Below are 18,602 nucleotides of genomic sequence, written 5' to 3'. Positions count from 1 at the left end.
GACATGAACGTGGTCCGTCGCGTTCAACCTCTGCGGTCAGCCAGACGAACGAGGTGAAGCTAAGTTGCCGGCACCCGACGGTCCAGATTGGTCGAGCGAACCGCGCGACAACACATTTCAATCGTTGCGCTCCGGCAACAATCCGTAAGGTCCATGTAAGCCGAGGCGTCGCAAACGCCGCCTTCGCAGGCAGCACTCGCATGATTGCATCACGACAACGTGTCCAGGACTATCCGCTCTCAGTGGAGGCGAGCGCCATTCGCCCCGCAATCTCCTCAGCTCGCCAGCACCTCACCGCATGCCCATCGGGCCGCGTCTCCAGCGCCGGCCCCGGCTCGTGGCGGCACACGTCAACCGCGTAGCGGCAACGCGGGCTGAAGGCGCATCCGTTCGGCGGGTTGAGCGGGTTGGGCAGATCGCCGCCGGTCGTCGCCAATGGCGCATGATGCAAGGGATCGGGGATCGCCGATATCAGCGCCCGCGTATAGGGATGCGCCGGCCGCTCGAAGATCTCGCGCCAGCCGCCGTTCTCGACGATGCGGCCGAGATACATCACCGCGACACGGTCGCTCATGTGCTCGACGACGCCGAGGTCGTGGCTGATCATGATGTAGGACAGGCCGAGCGTGTCCTTCAATTCCAGCAGCAGATTGATGATCTGGGCCCGGATCGAGACGTCGAGCGCCGAGACCGGCTCGTCGCAGATGACGATCCTGGGATTGAGGATCAGCGCGCGGGCGATGCCGATGCGCTGGCGCTGGCCGCCGGAGAATTCATGCGGGTAGCGATCGGCCTGTTCGGGCCGCAGGCCGACATGCCGCAGCATGGTCGCAACGCGGTCCTCGATCTCGCTTCTGGCGGTCACACCGTGCACGCGCAGGGGATCTTCCAGCGTCCGGCGCACGGTCTGGCGCGGATTGAGCGAGGCGTAGGGATCCTGAAAGACCATCTGCACGATGCGGGCGAGCGCCTTGCGATCGCCTGATGGCCTGCCCGTGACGACCTGCCCGTCCAGCACGATGCGGCCGCGTGTCGGCGTCAGCAGGCCAAGGATCGACAAGGCGACCGTCGACTTGCCCGAGCCGGATTCGCCGACGAGGCCAAGGCATTCGCCGCGCTTCAGCTTGAGGGTGACGCCGTCGACGGCCCGGAGCAGGCGCCGGTTGCGGCTGAGCAGGCCTCCGCCGAGCGGAAAATGAACCGCCAGATCCTCGACACTGAGAATGAGATTGCTGTCCAACTTCCCTTGCGGCTCATGCATGGTGGTGACACCTCACCAAGCCGCCAGCCTCGAGGATATCCGCCGTCGGCACGACGGTCCTGCAAATATCGGTCGCATGGGCGCAGCGCGGGTTGAACCGGCAGCCATCAGGGAAATTCGCGATCGCCGGAACGACGCCGGCGATCTCCTTGAGCCTGCTCCGGCCAAGTGCCGCGCGACTGCCGAGCCGCGGCAGCGAGTCGACCAGGCCCTGGGTATAGGGATGCGAGGGCTTGCGAAAAATGTCGGCGGAGCCGCGCTCCTCGACGATGCGGCCGGCATACATGACGGCGACACGGCGGCAGACGTTGGCGACGAGGCCGAGATCGTGACTGATCATCAGGATCGCCGTCCCGCGCTCGGCGCAGAGATTGCGCATCAGCTCGATGATCTCGGCCTGCACGGTGACGTCGAGCGCGGTTGTGGGCTCGTCCGCAATCAGCAGATCCGGGCCGCAGGCCAGTGCGATGGCGATCATGACACGCTGGCGCATGCCGCCGGAGAGCTGATGCGGGTAATCATTCACGCGCCGCTCCGGCGCGGGCACGCGAACATCAGCCAGCGCCCCGACCGCGAGCTTATTGGCCTCCCGCCAGCTCTTGCCCTTGTGCAGCACGAACATCTCGGCGATCTGCCGTCCGACGGGCGAGACCGGATTGAGCGCCGTCATCGGCTCCTGGAAGATCATGGCGATCCGGTTGCCGCGCAGATCGCGCTGCGCGGCGGCGGACAGATGCTGGATTTCCCGCCCGTCAAACCGGATGACGCCGCTGCCGATCGACAGCGGCGGCCGCAAAAGGCCGATCAGGGCGAGCGCCGTGATGCTCTTGCCGCAGCCGGATTCGCCGACGAGACCAAAAGTCTCGCCGCGATCGATGCGGAACGAGATGCCCTCAGCCGCGGCAACAGGCCGCGATCCATCGTGGAGATCGATGCGGAGATCCTCGACCTCGATCAGCGGCGCGCCGGTCATGTCCGCCGGCTCCTCGACTGGGGATCGAGGACGTCACGCAGGCCGTCGCCGAGCAGATTGAGGCCGAGCACCGTCAGGAAGATCGCGAGGCCTGGAAACAGAGAGAGCCACGGCGCCGTGGTGATCTGGTCGCGGGCATCCGACAGCATGCTGCCCCAGCTCGGAAACGGCGGCCGGACGCCGAGGCCGAGGAACGACAAGGCGGCCTCGGACAGGACCGCGCTGCCCATGCCCAGCGTGCCGATGACGACGATCGGCCCCAGCATATTCGGCAGCAGCTGCGTGATCATGATGCGCAGGTCGCCATAGCCCAGCACGGTGGCGGCCTGCACATAGCCCTGGTTCCGCAGCGACAGCGCCGAGGCGCGCGCGATCCGGCAGGTGAAGGACCAGTTGGTGAGGCCGAGTGCGATCAGGAGACTGGTCAGGCCCGGTCCAAGCACCGCCATGATGGCGAGCGCAAAGATCAGCGAGGGGATCGCGAGCATGACGTTGGTCAAGGCGTTGACGACATCGTCCCACCAACCGCCCCAATAGCCGGCGCTGAGGCCCAGCGCCACGCCGATGACGCTGTTGATGAGCTGCGAGACGATGCCGACCGTGAGCGAGACGCGCGCGCCGTAGACGACGCGGGAATAGATGTCGCGGCCCTGGTCGTCGGTGCCGAACCACCAGGTCCAGCTCGGCGGCTCCTCCGCGTTCATGAGGTTGGCATCCATCACGGGATCGGTGTGCGCCAGCCATGGGGCGAGCACGCCGACCACGATCGCGAGCGCGAACAACGTGCCACCGATGATCAGATTGGCGCGCAGCTTCATGCGTATCTGATCCTCGGATCGATCACGCCGTAGAGCAGATCGACCACCAAGTTGATGGCGAGAAAGGCCAGCACGACCACGAGAATGGAACCCTGCACCGCCGGAACGTCGCGCTGCAGGACGCTGTCGACCAGCAACGAGCCGATGCCCGGCCAGGAAAACAGCTTTTCGACGACGACCGCCTGTCCCATCAGCCCGCCGAACTGGAGACCCACGGTGGTGAGAATGATGACGAGCGCGTTGCGCATCACATGCCACTTCACCACTCTGGTCTCGCTCATGCCCTTGGAGCGTGCAGTGCGAACGAAATCGGCCGTCATGATCTCGAGCACCGCGGCACGCGTCGTGCGGGCAAACAGCGCCATCGGCGAGACGCCGAGGGTCAAGGCCGGCAACAGCAGATACTTCAGGCCACCATCGCCATAGCCGAAACTCGGCAGCCAGCCGAGTTTCAGCGCAAAGACATACATGATCACCAATCCCAGCCAGAACTTGGCAATGGACAGGCCCGTCACCGCGACGATCATCGCCGCACTGTCGACGAGACCGCCCGGCCGCAATGCGGCAATGAAGCCGAGCGGCACACCGAGCAGGACGGAAAACGCCATGGCGGTGAAGATGAGCTGCAGCGTCGGCAAGGCCCGCTTGGCGATCATGCTGGTGACAGGCTCGCGGGTCCGGAACGAGGTTCCGAAGTCACCGGTCGCGAGCTTGCCGATATAGTTGCCGAAGCGAACATAGACGGGATCGTTGAGGCCGAGTTGCTGCTTCAGGCGCAGTTCGACCTGGGGATCGACGTCGTCGCTCAAGGTCGAGGCGATGCTGCCGGGAACCACGCTGAACAGCACGAAGACCAGCAGCACGACGGCCAGCACGGTCGGGATGGTTTGCAGCAGACGACGGATCAGGAAGGAGAGCATCGGCACTTTCTTCCCTCCTTCCATCGCTCAATCGCGATGGAAGGAGCACGAGAACGCGTGTCACTTCGCAGGCGAGGTCTCGTCGACCCAGAGGTCCTCGACGTTCTGGTGGGTCATTTCGGTCGGGTTCTGCTGAATGCCGTGGAGCCAGGGCTGCACGGCCATGACAGCCTTGTTGTAGTTGAAGAACCAGACCGGCGCCTCCTCGTAGAGGAACGCATTGGCCTTTTGCAGCAATTGGGTGCGCTTGGCGGCGTCATCAGTCTGTCCGGCCTCGTCAAGGATCTTGTCAAACTCGGGATTCCTGAAATTCATGTAGTTGCAGGCCGGCTGCGGCGTCGAGGAGTGGAAGCATTTGAGTGCAGCCAGCGGATCCGGTCCGCTCTGCTGGGAATAGATGAAGGCCTGGTAGTCGCCGGTGCGCACCACCTCCGCCAGCACGGCGGTCTCGACCTGCTTGACCTTCACCTTGATGCCGACCTTGTCCAGCATCGGGATGACGGCGGAGACGATCGGCAAGCCCCAGCTTTCGTTCTGGCTGGTAGTCCACTCGAATTCGAAGCCCTGGGGATAGCCGGCCTCCGTGAGCAACTGCTTGGCCTTGGCGGGATCGTAAGGGTACGGCTTCATCGTCTTGTCGTAGGCGGGCGAGGTCAGCGGCAGCCAGCTGGTGGCACGATAGGCCTTGCCCTTCACCAGCTTGTTGATGATGAGGTCGCTGTCGATCGCATAGTTGATCGCCTGCCGCACGCGCTTGTCGGCGAACGGCTTGAACGCGGGATTCATCCCCATGTAGCGCGTGAAGACCTCGGCGACCTCGACGAGGGTACCCTTGAGGTTGGGATCAGTCTGGTAGGCCACATATTGCGCCGGTCCGAGCACCGAGGTGTCGATCTCCTTGTTGCGGAAGGCGACATCACGCGCCGCTGCCTCGCCCATGATCGAGATGACGATCTTGTCGGCATAGGGCTTACCGGGCTTGTAGAACTTGTCCCAGCGCTCCAGGACGATGCGCGAGCCGGGCACGTGCTCGACGAACTTGAACGGCCCGAGACCGATCGGATGCTGGATGAAGCTGTCCTTGGCAGCCTCGTCGGCAGGATAGATCGAGGTCAGCGCGGTGAAGAAATAAAAGCCTGGATCGACCTTTTCGGTCAGCTTCATCTCGAGGGTGAAATCGTCGATCTTCTTCAGGCCGGAGATCTCCTTGGCCTGCCCCTTCTCGACCGCAGCCGCACCTTCGATGATGCGGACATAACGCGCGCCAGGATAAGCCTTGGTGCCGTCCATGATGCGGTTGAAAGTCCAGATGACGTCGTCAGCCGTCATCTTGCGGCCATTGTGGAAATAGGCGTCGTCGCGGAGCTTGAAGGTCTGCACGAGACCACCACCGGAGACGATCACCTCCTTCGCGAGTTCCGGAACCGGCTTTCCTTCCGCGGAATCCCAGATGTAGAGCGAGCGATGCAGCGCCTTGGCGTAGATCTCGTCCTGGGCGCGCTGGGTGGTGTGAATGTCGAGGCTGGTGAAACTCGAACCGTAAGGGGCGGTCATGCGAATGGTCCCGCCCCTGCGTGGGGTCTGGGCCTCCGCTGATCCGGCAAGCACCAGCGCCAAACCCGCGACGATCGCAGTCATCCTGAGCATCATGTGGTCCCCCTACAACGCAGGTATTCCGATCAGGGATTTGATCATCCGTCGCCCGTCGAATGCAAGCTTCGTTTTCGCGCCGACCCATGCCGGTTGGACGCAGCTCGCACGCCCCGACAATGCGAGCCGCCTGATGACGCGGTGCGTCATCGCGCGGCGAGCGAAGTGTCCGATATCGAAAAGATCGATCTGCCGGGGGAAATCACACGATCGCCGTCAAGGGCAGCGCGGCCGGGAGCCGGTAGTGAGGCGCGCCCGGCCCCTTGGGCTTTCGTGGCAAGTATGTTGCCCCGTCCTGTCCTTGCGGGCGCAGAGCGCCGCTGCTCGCTAAAATTCCGTCAACCCGTCAGTTCCGGCTGCCAATCCCGCAACTTCCGCGCCGAGCCGGTGATGTCAGCGATCGTCCGGAACGCCGCCGCTTCCACCATCATCCCGCGCGCGAGCCGCACCGCGCGCGCTTCGCTCATCGCCCGCTTCCTCGGATCCTCGATCAGCTCGAAATCGATATTGTGGGCGAGGCCGAAAATGCGGCGGATCGTTTTGGCCGCGGCGAAACCGACCGTGTCGGTGAAGAGGCGCTGCATGTAGGCCTGCCGCTCGGCCTCGAGGCGCATTGCGCCCTTTTCGCCGGCGAAGAGGGAAACCGGATAGGCGTCGCCGCCGGCCTCGGAACGCCACAGATCGAGAAATTTTCGCGAAAACTCGTTCCAGACCTGGTCGACCGTCTCCAGCACCCAGGTCTCGAATTCGCGCCGCTCGCCCGGCGCGCGCTCATGACCGGCGGAGGCGAAATAGGCCATCAGCAGATTGGCCAGCACGGCGCCGACGTCAAACCCCATCGGACCGTAGAAGGCGAACTCAGGATCGATCACCCGCGTCTCCGATGCAGTCACCATGATCGAGCCGGTGTGGAGATCCCCATGCAGCAGCGCCTCCGGGCTCGCCATGAATTTCAGCTTCAACCTGCTAATCGCGACATGCAGCTCCATGTCCTCGCGCAAGGATGCGGCAAGGCCGTCGAGATGCGGTGTCGTCCAGCGGTTCTGCTCGGCAATCCGATAGGGATCCGTAAAGATCAGATCCTCGGTGATCTTGCACAACGCATGGTTGCCGGCAAAGGCGGCGATGGCTTCCTTCTTCTCGGCAGCAACGAGCGCGAGGTCGGAGGTGAAGAACAGCGTCCGCGCCATGAAGGTGGTGATGTCGTCCACGAAGCGCGGATAGCGCGTGGCGGCGACCAGCCCCTTGCGCATGATGATGTGGGGTTCGAGCAGCTCCATCGCGGTGAGCGCCAGCGTTTCGTTGTGGTGCAGCAAGGCCGGCACCAGACCCGGAGCAAGCTGGGCCTGCCGGGACAAGGCGAGATATTCGTAATGCGCCCGCGACAGCGGCAGCGGCCAGCTCTCGCCGACGAGGCGGACGTAAGGCAGCGCTTGCTTCACGGCGATGCCGCCGCTTGCGCCCTTGACGATGAAGACGAGATTGAGATTGCCGTCGCCGACCTCGGTGATGGACCAAGACGCCGGTTCGCCGCCGAGCCGCGCCTTGATATCACGCAGGCTTGCGAGATAGTCCCGCAAGGCCGCTTCCTGAAGAATCCGATAGTCCCCCGCCTGCTCGTGCGCCATGACGATCCAATCCCGTGCTCGGCACGGCCGGATCGCTACTCCCGCTCCAGGAAGCTCGAGCCGATCTCGGCCTTTCTCTTGATCGGATCGTAATCACAATAAACGTTGTCCGCCACCAGGGTGTAGCTGGCGCTAACGGTGTATTTATCAAGCTTGACCGAGTTCAGGCCGATGACCGAGGTGCTTTTGCCGCCGTTCCATTTGAACGGCGTCGAGCTCTTGGCCTGCTCGCACGCGATCACGGCCTCGTTGAAGACATAGCCTTCGACGAACGCTTTCAGCGTTCGCACCTGCACAGCCATCCTCCACTCGATAAAGCCGATCGCGCCAAGGCCGGCGACCACAAGCACCAGAAGCGCGACGACGATCCTCTGAAAAGTCATTTGCTCCCCCAATTATACGAACTATCTCCGCCGTCATTGCGTGCGCAGCGAAGCAATACAGAGTCTTGCCGCGGAGGGATTCTGGATTGCTTCGCTGCGCTCGCAATGACGAGCCTGGTTGACATCCTCGTTTCTTACTCGCCTAAAACGGCATTCCCATCAATCGCGACAGACGCTCGAGCGAAAGATAGCCGGCGTGATAGGCGGCAACGCCGAGACCATAGATGATCGCGGAGATGATCGTGGTCCAGACCAGCTTGCGCTTCATGCCGGTCAGAACGGGCGCACCCGGGTCGGTGCCGGGCGCGCCGACGCCATCCTCGTGCTGGCTGCGCACGCCGAATGGCAGCGTCAAAAACAGCGCGATCCACCAGATGACGAAGTAGATTGCGAGCGCGGTTGAAATCTGGGCGGCCATGATCGGGGTCTTATGCCTGCTCGATTTCGACCAGCGCGCCGGAAAAGTCCTTCGGGTGCAGAAACAGCACCGGCTTGCCGTGGGCGCCGATCTTCGGCACCCCGTCGCCGAGCACGCGCGCGCCCTCCTTCACCAGCGTGTCGCGCGAGGCGATGATGTCGACGACCTCGTAACAGACATGGTGGATGCCGCCGTCGGGGTTGCGCTCGACGAATTTTGCGATCGGGGACGCCTCACCGAGCGGCTCGATGAACTCGATCTTGGTGTTGGGCAGCGTCGCGAACACGGTGACGACGCCATGCTCGGGCAGCGGCACGGCATCGGAGATCTGCGCCCCGAATGCAGCACCGTAGATCCTCGCGGCCTTGACGGCGTCCTTGGTCGCGATCGCGACATGGTTGAGGCGACCCAGCATGCTTCTTCTCCCTCAGGGCATGATCCGAAAGACCACGCCCAGCCTACACTGTCAGGACGTGGACCAGACAGGGGGGCTTTTTGCCCCAATGTTCATTGATGACGGCCCGGACGGCGCGTCGCACCGATTCCGCCAGCGCGTCCGGATCCCGCCGGCGCGCCTTCGGCAGGCCCTCGACCGTGGACATCACGGCATCGAAGACGATGTCGTCGAACGGCTCTCCGGCCCGGTTCTTGTCGGGGATTCCAACCAGATCGACCTCGGGCTCATCGGCAAGCTCGCCCTGCGCGGTCATGGCGATGGCGACGAAGGCACAGCCGGAGAACGCCATGCGGCGGCGCTCGACCACCGCGCGGGACTTGGAATCCTCCAGGATGGCGCCGTCCTTGTAGAGCCGGCCCGACGGCACCTCGCCGACCACGCCGGGATCGCCGGGGCCGAGCTTGACGAGGTCGCCGTTGCGAATGACCAGCACGCGCGGCACGCCGGCGGCGCGCGCGAGTTTTGCGTGCTCGTTCAGATGCAGGGCCTCGCCATGGACCGGGATCAGCAGTTGCGGCTTCACCCAGGAGATCATGTCGCGCAGCTCGTCGCGGCGGGGATGGCCGGAGACGTGGACCAGATGGTCGCGATCGGTGAGGACCTCGACGCCCTGCAGCACCAGATTGTTGATGATCGAGCCGACCGCCTTCTCGTTGCCGGGGATGGTGCGCGAGGAGAAGATCACGCTGTCGCCGCGGTTGAGCGTGATTTCAGGATGGTCGTCATTGGCGATGCGGGCCAGCGCCGCACGGGGTTCGCCCTGGCTGCCGGTGCACAGCGCCAGCACCTTGTCCTGCGGCAAGTGGCCGTAGACCTCGGGCGAGCGGAAGTTCTGCACGCCGTCGAGAAAGCCGGTCTCGCGCGCGACCTGCACCACGCGCTCCATGGCGCGGCCGACCACGACGACCTCGCGGTCGGCGGCTTTTGCCGCGTCGGCCACGGCCTTGATGCGCGCGACGTTGGAGGCGAAAGTCGTGACCGCGACGCGGCCCTTGGCTGATTTCACGAGATCGATGATGGTGCGGGCGACCTCGGCCTCCGAGGGCGAGCGGCCGTCGCGCACGGCATTGGTGGAATCCCCGATCAGGGCGAGCACGCCCTCCTCGCCGAGCTCGCGCAGCCGCTTCTCGTCGGTCGGACGTCCGAGCGTCGGGGTCGGGTCGATCTTCCAGTCGCCGGTGTGCAGCACCACTCCGGCCTCGGTGTGGATCGCCAGCGCATGCGCTTCCGGAATCGAATGCGCAACGGGGATGAACTCGACGTTGAACGGGCCGACATCGATACGGCCGCCAGACGGAACCACGGTGACCGGGATGACGGGCGCATTGCGCTCGGCGGCGCATTTGGCCTCGAACAGCGCCGCGCTGAACTGCGTCGCATAGATCGGACATTTCAGCTTCGGCCAGAGGTCGATGATGGCGCCGAAATGGTCCTCATGGGCGTGGGTCAGCACCAGGCCCATCAGGTTCTTGCGTTCCTTCTCCAGGAAGGAGATGTCGGGCATGATCAGGTCGATGCCGGGCAGATGCTCCTCGTCGCCGAAGGAGACGCCGAGATCGACCGCCAACCAGGAACGCTGGTGGCGGTTGCCGAGGCCATAGACCGACAGGTTCATGCCGATCTCGCCGACACCGCCGAGCGGCGCAAACACGAGTTCGTCGGGCTTCGCCATCACGCAGCTCCCACCGAACGGACCGGGCCGAAGAACACCTCTCCCGCCGCCACCGGAACGCGGCGGCCGTCGGCCGTGCGGACGATCAGGCAGCCGGTGTCGTCGATCGTGTCAAAGATGCCTTCCAAGACCGTGGTTCCCGTATGGATCGCAATCGGCTCGCCCAGGCGGGCGGCGCGCTCGAGCCACAGCTTACGGATCTCGGCAAAGCCGCGGCCATTGTCCCAGAGGCCACGGAACTCGACCCAGGCGTCCGAGAGCGCCGAGAACAGCTCTTCGGCGCTGATCTGGACGCCGAGGGCCGCGAGCGACACGGCCGGCGTCGGCGTGCCCTCGGGCGCCGCCACGATATTGGTTCCGATGCCCACCACGATGGCGAGGCGATCGCCGACAGCTTCGGCCTCCAGACCGATGCCGACCAGCTTCTTGCCATTGGCCAGAACGTCGTTCGGCCATTTCAAGGTGTAGCGGGGCCTGCCCTCGCCGAGCCGCAGCGCAGCCTCGACGCTGACCCTCTCGAGGGCGGCCTCCTCGGCGAGCCCGGCCGCGAAGCCGATGGTGGCGGCCACTGCAGGCGCGATATCGAGGACTTCGAGGAGGCTGGCGGCGAGATTGCCTTTGGGCGCAATCCAGGGGCGCTGGCGGCGGCCGCGACCGGCCGTCTGCTGTGACGTGACGAACCAGATCGGACCGCGCTCGCCGGCGCGGGCCGCTTCGATGGCGTCAGCATTGGTCGAGCCGGTCCGTTCGAGGGCGGCGAGCTTGTAGCCCGCAGCAGAGGCGCGAGGACCGAGCGCGAAGCCCATCCTAGAACAGCGACTTGGCGGCGGCGGAGGCGACACTCACCACCGGGCCCGCGAACAACGCGAACAGGATGTTGAACAGGCCCGCGACCGCGAGCACTGTCTTCACTTCGAACCTGACCGGATCGACCTGACCGGCCGGCTCGTCGAAATACATCGTCTTGACGATGGTCAGATAATAGTAGGCGCCCACGACGCTGGAGAGCACGCCGATCACGGCGAGCGTGAACAAATTCGCCTTGATGGCGGCGACGAAGACGTACCATTTGGCGAAGAAGCCGGCGAGCGGCGGTATGCCCGCGAGCGAGAACAGCAGCATCGCGAACATGAAGGCCAGCAGCGGATTGGTGCGGGAGAGACCGGCGAAATCGCTGATCTGCTCGACGGCTTGGCCGTTGCGCTTCATGGCGAGGATGATGGAGAACGAGCCGAGCGTCATCGCGACGTAGATCACGATGTACATCAGCACGCCCTGCGCGCCCTCGACGGTGCCGGAGGCGAGGCCGACCAGGGCAAAGCCCATATGGCCGATCGAGGAGTACGCCATCAGGCGCTTGATGTTGCTCTGGCCGATCGCGGCGAACGAGCCCAGCGCCATCGAGGCGATCGCCACGAACACCAGGATCTGCTGCCACTGCGAGACGATGCCGGGGAATGCGGTCAGCGTGACGCGGGTGAAGACGGCGAGCGCGGCGACCTTCGGCGCGGAGGCGAAGAAGGCGGTGACCGGGGTCGGCGCGCCCTCATAGACGTCAGGCGTCCACATGTGGAACGGCACGGCCGAGACCTTGAAGCAGAGGCCGGCGAGCAGGAACACCAGGCCGAACACCAGGCCGACATTCGCGGCGGTCGCGGCCGTTGCGATGCCGGCGAAGCTGACGGTCCCGGTGAAACCGTAGACCAGGGAGGAGCCGTAGAGCAGCATGCCCGAGGACAGCGCGCCCAGCACGAAATACTTCAGGCCGGCCTCGGTGGACTTGGCGTTGTCGCGGTTCGAGGCCGCCACGACATAGAGCGCGAGCGACATCAATTCGAGGCCGAGATAGAGCGAGATCAGATCGCCGGCCGAGATCAACACCATCATGCCGAGCGTCGAGAGCAGCACCAGGATGGCGTATTCGAAGATGCGGCGCGACGGATCGGCCAGGAACTCGGTCGACAGGATCAGCGTCACCGCCGAGCCGACCAGCGCCAGGATCTTCATGAAGCGGGCGAAGTCGTCGACGATGAAGCTGCCGCCGAACGTCACCTGCTTGCCAGCGGGCAGCATATATTCGAGCACGCCGACCACGATCAGCAGCAGCACCGCGAGCGTCGTGACCGTGCCCGTGGTCCCCTGCCCGCGATAGGCGCCGAGCATCAGAAGCGCCATGGCGCCGAGCGCGAGCACGATCTCGGGCAGCACCGGCGCCAGTTGATAACCTGCAGTCGTAATGCTCATGGCGATATCCTGACCTGCCCGATCACTGGAGCAGTGCGGCGGCCTTCACGGCCGTCACAGCGGTGTTGTAATTATTGACGAGTTGCTGGACCGAGGCGGCCGACATGTCGAGCACCGGCTTCGGATAGACGCCGAACAGGATCGTCAGCGCGATCAGCGGGAACAAGGTCACGCATTCGCGGAACGTGAGATCCTTCATGCTCATCAGCGTCGGCTTGACCAGCGCCCCGAAAACGACCTTGCGGTAGAGCCACAGCGCGTAGGCAGCCGAGAGGATCACGCCTGTCGTGGCGAAGAACGCGGTCGGGACCGAGACCTTGAAGGTGCCGAGCAGCGTCATGAACTCGCCGACGAAGCCTGACGTGCCGGGCAGACCGACATTGGCCATGGTGAAGACCATGAAGGTCAGCGCGTAGAGCGGCATCCGGTTGACGAGGCCACCATAGGCCGCGATCTCGCGGGTGTGCAGACGGTCGTAGACGACGCCGACGCAGAGGAACAGCGCGCCCGAGACGATGCCGTGCGAGATCATCTGGAACACGCCGCCGGCGACGCCCTGCATGGTGCCGGCGAAGATGCCCATGGTGACGAAGCCCATGTGCGCGACCGAGGAGTACGCGATCAGCTTCTTCATGTCCTCCTGCATCAACGCCACCAGCGAGGTGTAGATGATGGCGATCGCGGACATGGTGAAGATCAGCGGCGCGAAGTCGTGCGAGGCCAGCGGGAACATCGGCAGCGAGAAGCGCAGGAAGCCGTAGCCGCCCATCTTCAGCAGGATCGCGGCGAGCACCACGGAGCCCGCGGTCGGCGCCTCGACATGCGCATCAGGAAGCCAGGTGTGCACCGGCCACATCGGCATCTTCACCGCGAAGGAGGCGAAGAAGGCGAGCCAGGCCCAGGTCTGCAGGGACCGCGGCACGGCGGTGTGCATCAGGGTCGGGATGTCGGTGGTGCCGCCGTTCCAGTACAGCGCCATGATGGCGAGCAGCATCAAGACCGAGCCGAGCAGCGTGTAGAGGAAGAACTTGAACGACGCGTACACCCGGCGCGGGCCGCCCCAGACGCCGATGATCAGGAACATCGGGATCAGACCGCCCTCGAAGAACAGGTAGAACAGCACGAGATCGAGCGCCGAAAAGGTGCCGATCATCAGCGTTTCCAGGATCAGGAACGCCATCATGTATTCGCGCACGCGGTTCGAGATCGCCTTCCAGCTCGCGATGATGCAGAACGGCATGATCGCGGTGGTCAGGATCACCAGCGGCAGCGAAATGCCGTCGACGCCCATGTGGTAGGTGATGCCGGTGGCGAGCCAGGCCGACTTCTCGACGAACTGGAAGTCGGCATTGGCAGGATCGAATCGCATCACCAGGATCACCGACACCGCGAAGGTGATGATCGTGGTCCACAGCGCGATCCAGCGCGAATTGCGCTTGGCCGCCTCGTCGTCACCGCGGCTCAGGTAGACGATCAGCGCGCCGACCAGCGGCAGGAACGTCGTGACCGAAAGGATGGGCCAGGTTGTCATTTACTGGCCTCCAAAGCCGAACATGAACCAGGTGATCAGGCCGGCGGCGCCGATCAGCATGGCGAATGCATAGTGATAGAGATAGCCGGTCTGGATCTTCACGACGTTGCGGGTGACATCCAGCACGCGGGCCGAAATGCCGTCAGGGCCGAAGCCGTCGATGATGAAACCGTCGCCCTTCTTCCAGAGCTGGTATCCGATCCACTTCGCCGGACGGACGAAGATGAGGTCGTAGAGCTCGTCGAAGTACCATTTGTTGAGCAGGAACTTGTAGAGCATCGGCTGCGTGTTCGCGAGCTCGACCGGCAGGTAGGGCTTGCGGATATAGAAGGTGTAGGACACCAGGAAACCGCCGACCATCATCACGAAGGGCAGCCAGCCGAGCAGATGCGGCATATGCTCCATGTCCTCGAGGATGTGCGGGTTCATCTTCACGGACTCGCGGAAGAACTCCTCTACGCCGTGCGGTCCGGTGAACAGCTCCTTGAACGGGAAGCCGGCAAGGACCGAGCCGACGGCCAGCACGCCGATCGGGATCAGCATCCAGATCGGGCTTTCGTGTGCGGCTTCGTAATGCTCCTGGTCGTGCGGCTCGCCGAAGAAGGTCTTGAACACCAGACGCCAGGAGTAGAACGAGGTCAGGCCGGCGGCCACGATCGTCAGCAGGTAGGCGTAGGTCGAGAACGGGTTATGCGAGGCATAGGCCGCCTCGATGATCGCGTCCTTGGAGAAGTAGCCGGCGAACAGCGGAAAGCCGGTCAACGCCAGCGTGCCGACGGTCATCACCGCGAACGTATACGGGATCTTGCGCCAGAGGCCGCCCATGTTGCGGATGTCCTGCTCGTGGTGCATCGCGTAGATCACCGAGCCGGAGCCCAGGAACAGCAGCGCCTTGAAGAAGGCGTGCGTGAACAGATGGAACATGCCGACCGAATAGGCCCCCGCTCCCATCGCCACGAACATGTAGCCGAGCTGCGAACAGGTCGAATAGGCCACGATGCGCTTGATGTCGTTCTGCACGAGACCGATGGTCGCCGCGAAGAACGCGGTGGTGGCGCCGAAGAACATCACGACGGCCTGGGCATCCGGAGCGAGCTCGAACAGCGGCGACAGACGCGCCACCATGAAGACGCCGGCAGTGACCATGGTCGCGGCATGGATCAGCGCCGACACCGGGGTCGGACCTTCCATCGCGTCCGGCAACCAGGTGTGCAGCAGGAACTGCGCGGACTTGCCCATCGCGCCCATGAACAGCAGGAGGCACGTCAGGGTCAGCGCGTCAGCGTGCCAGCCGAGGAAGTCGATGGTCTTGCCTGACAGCCCGGGCGCGGCATGGAAGATGGTCTCGAAATCGGTCGAGTTGGTCAGCATGAAGATCGCAAAGATGCCGAGCGCGAAGCCGAAATCGCCGACGCGATTGACCACGAAGGCCTTGATGGCGGCGGCGTTCGCCGACGGCTTCTGGTACCAGAACCCGATCAGCAGATAGCTCGCCAGGCCCACGCCTTCCCAGCCGAAGAACAGCTGCACCAGATTGTCGGCCGTCACCAGCATCAGCATGGCGAAGGTGAACAGGCTGAGATAGCCGAAGAAGCGCGGCCGGTTCGGATCCTCGTCCATGTAGCCGATGGAATAGAGGTGCACGAGCGAGGAGACGGTCGTCACCACCACCAGCATCACGGCGGTGAGCGTGTCGACGCGCAGCGTCCACCAGACCTCGAGCTCGCCGGAGAAGATCCAGGGCAACAGCTGGTAGCGGACGTCGTGGCCATTGAAGCCGACATCGACCAGCGTCATCCAGGACAATGCCGCCGAGACGAACAGCAGCGCTGTGGTGATCAGCTCGGCGCCGCGCGAGCCGGCGGCCGCCGGCTCGACCGGGCCATGACCGTGGTCGTCATGTCCGTCGCCAGGCTCGTGATGGCTCTCGTGGATGACGGACGCGTCCTCGTTGATCGTGTCAGAGGCATGGGCGTGGGCACCATGGCCGTGATCGCCGTGATGCTCGACCTCGTCGCCCGAGGGGTTGCGGCCATGCGCACCGACGAGCGCGATCAGGCCGGCCAGAATGGCGCCCAGCAGCGGCAGAAAGACAATTGCCTGGACCATTTGAGAGCTCAGCCCTTCATCAGATTGACGTCCTCAACCGCGATCGAGCCGCGGTTGCGGAAATAGACCACCAGGATGGCGAGACCGATCGCGGCTTCGGCAGCCGCAACGGTCAAGACCAGCAGCGCGAAGACCTGACCGACGATGTCGCCGAGGAAGGTCGAGAATGCCACCAGGTTGATGTTGACCGAGAGCAGGATCAGCTCGATCGACATCAGGATGACGATGATGTTCTTGCGGTTGAGGAAGATGCCGAGGATCCCGAGCGTGAACAGGATCGCGCCGACCGCCAGGTAATGTCCAAGCCCGATGGTCATTTCACCCACTCCGCCGCATCGGCATCCGAAAGCCCCTGCCCCGGCGCCACCTTCCGCATCGCCATCGCCATGTCGGGCGTGCGCGCGTTCTGAACGTTGATGTCCTGCCGCTTCACGCTCGCCTTGTGGCGCAGCGTCAGCACGATGGCGCCGATCATGGCGACCAGCAGCACCATGCCCGCGAGCTGGAAGTAGTGGATGTACTTGGTATAGAGCACCAGACCCAGCGCCTCGGTGTTCGAGACGTTGGCCGGGATCGGGGCGGTGATGGTCTTGCTCACGGTCGGGTTGATGACCCAGGCGCCGACGGTCAAGAGCAGCTCGAACAGGAAGATGCCGCCGATCACGACGCCGACCGGCAGGTACTGGATGAAGCCTTCGCGCAGCTCGAGGAAATCGACATCGAGCATCATGATCACGAACAGGAACAGCACCGCGACCGCGCCGACATAGACGACGATCAGCATCATGCCGAGGAATTCGGCGCCCATCAGCACGAACAGGCCCGAGGCGTTGACGAAGGCCAGGATCAGGTACAGCACGGAGTGGACGGGATTGCGCGAGACAATCACCATCACGGCCGAGGCGACGCAGACGGCGGCGAAGAGATAGAAGAAGAGCGCGGGAAGGATCATGCCCTCACCTCACCGGTACGGCGCGTCGAGCTCGATCGCTTTCGCGATCTCGCGTTCCCAGCGATCGCCGTTGGCGAGCAGCTTGGCCTTGTCATAGAACAGTTCCTCGCGGGTCTCGGTCGCGAACTCGAAGTTCGGACCTTCGACGATGGCGTCGACCGGACAGGCCTCCTGGCAGAGGCCGCAATAGATGCACTTCACCATGTCGATGTCGTAGCGCACGGTGCGGCGGGTGCCGTCGTTGCGACGCGGGCCGGCCTCGATGGTGATGGCCTGCGCCGGGCAGACCGCTTCGCACAGCTTGCAGGCGATGCAGCGCTCCTCGCCGTTCGGATAGCGGCGCAGCGCATGCTCGCCGCGGAAGCGCGGTGAGATCGGGCCCTTCTCGAACGGATAGTTCAGCGTCGGCTTCGGCTGGAAGAAATAGCGCATAGCGAGGAAGAACGCCGAGACGAATTCCGACAGCAGGAGCGAGCGTGCGGTGGCGTTGACGTTGATACCCATGACGGCCCTCACTTCGGCGCGATGCCGGCGAATTGCAGCACGCCGGCCACCACGACCACCATCGCCAGCGACAACGGCAGGAACACCTTCCAGCCGAGGCGCATCAGTTGGTCGTAGCGGTAGCGCGGCACGATCGCCTTTGCCATCGCGAACAGGAAGAACATGAAGAACAGCTTCAGCGAGAACCAGATGATCCCCGGCACCCAGTTGAAGGGCGGCAGGTCCACCGGCGGCAACCAGCCTCCGAGGAACAGGATCGTGGCCATCGCGCACATCGTGACGATCGCGACGTATTCGCCGAGCATGAACAGCAGGTAAGGCGTGGAGCCGTACTCGACCATGAAGCCGGCGACGAGCTCGGATTCCGCTTCGACGAGGTCGAAGGGCGGACGGTTGGTTTCCGCCAGCGCCGAGACATAGAACACCACGAACATCGGGAACAGCGGCCAGACATACCAGTTCAGGATCGTCAGCTGCGGCAAGCCGATCAGGCTGGCGAGGCCGCGGACGTGCTGGGCCTCGACCACGGCCGACAGGTTCAGCGTGCCGGCGCAGAGCAGCACGGTGATGATGACGAAGCCGATCGAGACTTCATACGACACCATCTGCGCAGCCGAGCGCAGCGCGGCCAGGAACGGGTATTTCGAGTTCGACGACCAGCCGGCCATGATGATGCCGTAGATCGACAGCGACGAGATCGCGAAGATGAAGAGGACGCCGACATTGATGTCGGAGATCACCCAGCCGAGGTTGGTCGGGATCACTGCCCAGGCCGCCAGCGCGAGCACGCAGGAGACCAGAGGCGCCAGCAGGAAGACGCCCTTGTTGGCGCCGGCCGGAATGATCGGCTCCTTCAGAACGAACTTGAGCAGGTCGGCGAAGGACTGGAACAGGCCCCAGGGCCCGACCACGTTCGGGCCGCGGCGGATCTGCACGGCCGCCCAGATCTTGCGGTCGGCGAGCAGGATGTAGGCGATCGCGACCAGGAGAACGACGAGCACCAGCACGCTCTCCGCGATCATGATGATCAGCGGCCAGAGAAAGCCGGTCCAGAATGCGCTTTCGAAGAATTCCATTCTAGC

18 protein-coding genes are annotated in these 18,602 nt (G+C 64.1%); all 18 read right to left on the bottom strand.

All coding sequences use genetic code 11. From position 1 onward, the window contains the following. Nucleotides 1-229: 229 nt before the first annotated feature. Nucleotides 230-1,261 (bottom strand): ABC transporter ATP-binding protein, encoded by a 1,032-nt coding sequence (locus tag XH91_RS16430; RefSeq protein WP_128951533.1) that lies wholly within the window; start codon nucleotides 1,259-1,261, stop codon nucleotides 230-232. Next, nucleotides 1,254-2,234 carry an ABC transporter ATP-binding protein gene (locus XH91_RS16425; protein ID WP_128951532.1) on the bottom strand — a complete coding sequence of 327 codons (981 nt, stop codon included), beginning with the start codon at nucleotides 2,232-2,234 and terminating at the stop codon, nucleotides 1,254-1,256. Before XH91_RS16425 ends, XH91_RS16430 begins: the two co-directional genes overlap by 8 nt. Next, entirely contained in the window at nucleotides 2,231-3,052 is an 822-nt protein-coding gene (locus XH91_RS16420) for an ABC transporter permease (protein WP_128951531.1), read from the bottom strand. The genes XH91_RS16425 and XH91_RS16420 overlap by 4 nt, the downstream gene beginning before the upstream one ends. Beyond that, complete coding sequence (locus XH91_RS16415) at nucleotides 3,049-3,972, bottom strand: ABC transporter permease (RefSeq protein ID WP_128954868.1); 924 nt, start codon at nucleotides 3,970-3,972, stop codon at nucleotides 3,049-3,051. Before XH91_RS16415 ends, XH91_RS16420 begins: the two co-directional genes overlap by 4 nt. Before the next feature lie 60 nt (nucleotides 3,973-4,032). Continuing rightward, nucleotides 4,033-5,622 (bottom strand): ABC transporter substrate-binding protein, encoded by a 1,590-nt coding sequence (locus tag XH91_RS16410; RefSeq protein ID WP_128951530.1) that lies wholly within the window; start codon nucleotides 5,620-5,622, stop codon nucleotides 4,033-4,035. A gap of 338 nt (nucleotides 5,623-5,960) precedes the next feature. After that, complete coding sequence (gene mtnK / locus XH91_RS16405) at nucleotides 5,961-7,250, bottom strand: S-methyl-5-thioribose kinase (protein ID WP_128951529.1); 1,290 nt, start codon at nucleotides 7,248-7,250, stop codon at nucleotides 5,961-5,963. A gap of 35 nt (nucleotides 7,251-7,285) precedes the next feature. Further along, nucleotides 7,286-7,633 carry a hypothetical protein gene (locus XH91_RS16400; RefSeq protein WP_128951528.1) on the bottom strand — a complete coding sequence of 116 codons (348 nt, stop codon included), beginning with the start codon at nucleotides 7,631-7,633 and terminating at the stop codon, nucleotides 7,286-7,288. Between the two features lie 142 nt (nucleotides 7,634-7,775). Next, nucleotides 7,776-8,051 carry a DUF1467 family protein gene (locus tag XH91_RS16395; protein ID WP_128951527.1) on the bottom strand — a complete coding sequence of 92 codons (276 nt, stop codon included), beginning with the start codon at nucleotides 8,049-8,051 and terminating at the stop codon, nucleotides 7,776-7,778. A 10-nt stretch (nucleotides 8,052-8,061) separates the two neighbouring features. Then, the gene (gene mce, locus XH91_RS16390; protein ID WP_128951526.1) at nucleotides 8,062-8,466 is read right to left on the bottom strand and encodes a methylmalonyl-CoA epimerase; all 405 of its coding nucleotides are present in this window, start codon (nucleotides 8,464-8,466) and stop codon (nucleotides 8,062-8,064) included. Nucleotides 8,467-8,509: 43 nt separating this feature from the next. Beyond that, entirely contained in the window at nucleotides 8,510-10,180 is a 1,671-nt protein-coding gene (locus XH91_RS16385) for a ribonuclease J (protein WP_128951525.1), read from the bottom strand. Next, entirely contained in the window at nucleotides 10,180-10,986 is an 807-nt protein-coding gene (locus tag XH91_RS16380; protein ID WP_128951524.1) for a biotin--[acetyl-CoA-carboxylase] ligase, read from the bottom strand. Before XH91_RS16380 ends, XH91_RS16385 begins: the two co-directional genes overlap by 1 nt. 1 nt (nucleotide 10,987) lies before the next feature. After that, the gene (gene nuoN / locus XH91_RS16375; RefSeq protein WP_128951523.1) at nucleotides 10,988-12,424 is read right to left on the bottom strand and encodes an NADH-quinone oxidoreductase subunit NuoN; all 1,437 of its coding nucleotides are present in this window, start codon (nucleotides 12,422-12,424) and stop codon (nucleotides 10,988-10,990) included. A gap of 22 nt (nucleotides 12,425-12,446) precedes the next feature. After that, complete coding sequence (locus XH91_RS16370) at nucleotides 12,447-13,955, bottom strand: NADH-quinone oxidoreductase subunit M (protein ID WP_128951522.1); 1,509 nt, start codon at nucleotides 13,953-13,955, stop codon at nucleotides 12,447-12,449. Continuing rightward, a complete protein-coding gene (gene nuoL / locus XH91_RS16365; protein WP_128951521.1) occupies nucleotides 13,956-16,064 on the bottom strand; it encodes an NADH-quinone oxidoreductase subunit L in 2,109 nt (702 codons plus the stop codon). 8 nt (nucleotides 16,065-16,072) lie between these two features. After that, nucleotides 16,073-16,381, bottom strand: coding sequence for an NADH-quinone oxidoreductase subunit NuoK (gene nuoK, locus XH91_RS16360; protein WP_008547737.1), 309 nt, complete (start codon nucleotides 16,379-16,381; stop codon nucleotides 16,073-16,075). Then, entirely contained in the window at nucleotides 16,378-17,016 is a 639-nt protein-coding gene (locus XH91_RS16355) for an NADH-quinone oxidoreductase subunit J (protein ID WP_128951520.1), read from the bottom strand. The genes nuoK and XH91_RS16355 overlap by 4 nt, the downstream gene beginning before the upstream one ends. A gap of 9 nt (nucleotides 17,017-17,025) precedes the next feature. Beyond that, nucleotides 17,026-17,520, bottom strand: coding sequence for an NADH-quinone oxidoreductase subunit NuoI (gene nuoI, locus XH91_RS16350; protein ID WP_191093171.1), 495 nt, complete (start codon nucleotides 17,518-17,520; stop codon nucleotides 17,026-17,028). Nucleotides 17,521-17,528: 8 nt separating this feature from the next. Continuing rightward, entirely contained in the window at nucleotides 17,529-18,596 is a 1,068-nt protein-coding gene (nuoH, locus tag XH91_RS16345) for an NADH-quinone oxidoreductase subunit NuoH (RefSeq protein ID WP_128951519.1), read from the bottom strand. Nucleotides 18,597-18,602: the final 6 nt, after the last annotated feature.

Origin of the sequence: Bradyrhizobium guangzhouense (assembly GCF_004114955.1) — a bacterium.
In the GTDB taxonomy this organism is placed as follows: domain Bacteria; phylum Pseudomonadota; class Alphaproteobacteria; order Rhizobiales; family Xanthobacteraceae; genus Bradyrhizobium; species Bradyrhizobium guangzhouense.
This window is presented reverse-complemented; position numbering and strand designations above follow the sequence as displayed.

Excerpts from the sequence above, each read along its gene's own strand:
- XH91_RS16430 (WP_128951533.1), bottom strand. The coding sequence starts at position 1,261 with ATGCATGAGCCGCAAGGGAAGTTGGACAGCAATCTCATTCTCAGTGTC.
- XH91_RS16425 (WP_128951532.1), bottom strand. The coding sequence starts at position 2,234 with ATGACCGGCGCGCCGCTGATCGAGGTCGAGGATCTCCGCATCGATCTC.
- XH91_RS16420 (WP_128951531.1), bottom strand. The coding sequence starts at position 3,052 with ATGAAGCTGCGCGCCAATCTGATCATCGGTGGCACGTTGTTCGCGCTC.
- XH91_RS16415 (WP_128954868.1), bottom strand. The coding sequence starts at position 3,972 with ATGCTCTCCTTCCTGATCCGTCGTCTGCTGCAAACCATCCCGACCGTG.
- XH91_RS16410 (WP_128951530.1), bottom strand. The coding sequence starts at position 5,622 with ATGATGCTCAGGATGACTGCGATCGTCGCGGGTTTGGCGCTGGTGCTT.
- mtnK (WP_128951529.1), bottom strand. The coding sequence starts at position 7,250 with ATGGCGCACGAGCAGGCGGGGGACTATCGGATTCTTCAGGAAGCGGCC.
- XH91_RS16400 (WP_128951528.1), bottom strand. The coding sequence starts at position 7,633 with ATGACTTTTCAGAGGATCGTCGTCGCGCTTCTGGTGCTTGTGGTCGCC.
- XH91_RS16395 (WP_128951527.1), bottom strand. The coding sequence starts at position 8,051 with ATGGCCGCCCAGATTTCAACCGCGCTCGCAATCTACTTCGTCATCTGG.
- mce (WP_128951526.1), bottom strand. The coding sequence starts at position 8,466 with ATGCTGGGTCGCCTCAACCATGTCGCGATCGCGACCAAGGACGCCGTC.
- XH91_RS16385 (WP_128951525.1), bottom strand. The coding sequence starts at position 10,180 with ATGGCGAAGCCCGACGAACTCGTGTTTGCGCCGCTCGGCGGTGTCGGC.
- XH91_RS16380 (WP_128951524.1), bottom strand. The coding sequence starts at position 10,986 with ATGGGCTTCGCGCTCGGTCCTCGCGCCTCTGCTGCGGGCTACAAGCTC.
- nuoN (WP_128951523.1), bottom strand. The coding sequence starts at position 12,424 with ATGAGCATTACGACTGCAGGTTATCAACTGGCGCCGGTGCTGCCCGAG.
- XH91_RS16370 (WP_128951522.1), bottom strand. The coding sequence starts at position 13,955 with ATGACAACCTGGCCCATCCTTTCGGTCACGACGTTCCTGCCGCTGGTC.
- nuoL (WP_128951521.1), bottom strand. The coding sequence starts at position 16,064 with ATGGTCCAGGCAATTGTCTTTCTGCCGCTGCTGGGCGCCATTCTGGCC.
- nuoK (WP_008547737.1), bottom strand. The coding sequence starts at position 16,381 with ATGACCATCGGGCTTGGACATTACCTGGCGGTCGGCGCGATCCTGTTC.
- XH91_RS16355 (WP_128951520.1), bottom strand. The coding sequence starts at position 17,016 with ATGATCCTTCCCGCGCTCTTCTTCTATCTCTTCGCCGCCGTCTGCGTC.
- nuoI (WP_191093171.1), bottom strand. The coding sequence starts at position 17,520 with ATGGGTATCAACGTCAACGCCACCGCACGCTCGCTCCTGCTGTCGGAA.
- nuoH (WP_128951519.1), bottom strand. The coding sequence starts at position 18,596 with ATGGAATTCTTCGAAAGCGCATTCTGGACCGGCTTTCTCTGGCCGCTG.